Origin of the sequence: Mycobacterium sp. E3247, from assembly GCF_001667785.1 — a bacterium.
Lineage (GTDB): Bacteria > Actinomycetota > Actinomycetes > Mycobacteriales > Mycobacteriaceae > Mycobacterium.
This window is the reverse complement of the sequence record NZ_LZJG01000369.1, coordinates 1-1,422: the sequence shown is the minus strand read 5'-3', so window position 1 is coordinate 1,422 and position 1,422 is coordinate 1. Positions and strand designations below refer to the sequence as shown.

Here is a 1,422-nt window from a genome sequence, read left to right as displayed (position 1 = left end):
GTCACGCCGAGCTGATCATCTCGACTGTGGCGGAAGCGGATTCGAGCGGGATGCTGCCCGAACCGAAGCAGATCGGCGGCGATCCACCGGCGATCCACGATGCCACGTCCTCGTCGGCGTCCGTGGTCAACTCCATGGTCAGCGCGCCGACAAAGGGCCGTCGGTCGCCCCATTTCTTCGCCCATTCGGCGGCCAGCCCGGGAAAGCAGACTTCGTCATAGGCCTGGATCTCGAGCGAGCCGCGTTCGGCGATCCGCCGGGGCGAGGGTTTCGTGGCCGCGGGCAGTCCGAGTTCGCGGCGCTGCCGGTCCTCGGCCCTCTTGTTCATCCGCCAACACATCCAGTCGTACACCGCCATCCCGGTACGGACCATCGGCCCGGGCAGTGCCGGAATCAGCTCGCCGTTGGGCCGCATCGGAATGTAATGCAGCGTGGCCATCGGAATGCGGTAGTAGTCGGCGACGTTGATCGCGAGGTCCTGGTAGAGCTGTCCGGTGAAGATCAAATCGGCGCCGGCACCGACCGACATCAGTGACGAGCTCATCAGCTGCCAGTTCCGCAGCACCGGCTCCCATGCGTCGCGCATCAACTTGATGGGCCCGCGCACGAAATTCTTCCAGAAGTCGCGGATGAACTCGTCGCTCCAGAAGTCGTGCATGTCGGGTCCGTAGCCGATGGCCGCCAGGCCTGCTTCCTGCGCGAGCTCAACAAGATTGGGCGGGACGGCCATGCGGACTTCGTGCCCTCTGCGCGTCAGTTCCCGCCCGATAGCGAGGCACGGCTCTATGTCACCGCGCGTCCCGTAGCTTGCCACAGCAAATTTCATCGCGTTGTAACCTTAATCACTTTTCCCTTGCCCCGGCAACACTTCAGAGTAGGGTCTTTCGGCCCTAATTTCAGTCTCTCCCTTCCCTATTGGGATTGACTGTTTTCGTTGCATGGCATGGGGAATGAGGTTCCGCGAGCGGGCGAACCGGCAATTCCCACCGGGCGCCGTCGGGTGTGACGAAGCCAATATCATCGGCCCTATCCCCCCGACCATTGGACTGTGACGACCTTTGACGGTTTGACGCGACCCCCAGGCATCGTCGGCTGATCAGATATCTAGTGTGCCAGAAAGTGTGGTCCCGTGTCTCCAGAAGCGGCAACTAGTTCGGCGCCGGCGCCGGAGTCAGGACGCTGACAGTGCGGCACACATCCGCGCTGTCGGCTTTGCCGATCAGGCGCGACTCCGCGAGCCGGCAAACTTCTCCACCACGTCAGCGGCCTTGACAACGCTTTCAGCGGGTTTGGTCATGTGCCGGGCGATCTCTCGCGCACGCACGCCGTAATCCGGATCGAGTATCCGGCGCAGATCCGCCAACAACGACTCCCGGGTGGTGGCCGAAAACCGCCGCGTGGCACCAACTTTCAGCCGTTTGA

2 pseudogenes are annotated in these 1,422 nt (G+C 62.9%); both read right to left on the bottom strand.

Going from position 1 to position 1,422, the window contains the following annotated elements:
• Positions 1-4: 4 nt before the first annotated feature.
• Positions 5-826: pseudogene (locus A9X04_RS20405) on the bottom strand (glycosyltransferase); the annotation flags it as partial.
• 393 nt (positions 827-1,219) lie between these two features.
• Positions 1,220-1,422, bottom strand: a pseudogene (locus tag A9X04_RS20400) (glycosyl transferase family 1); the annotation flags it as partial.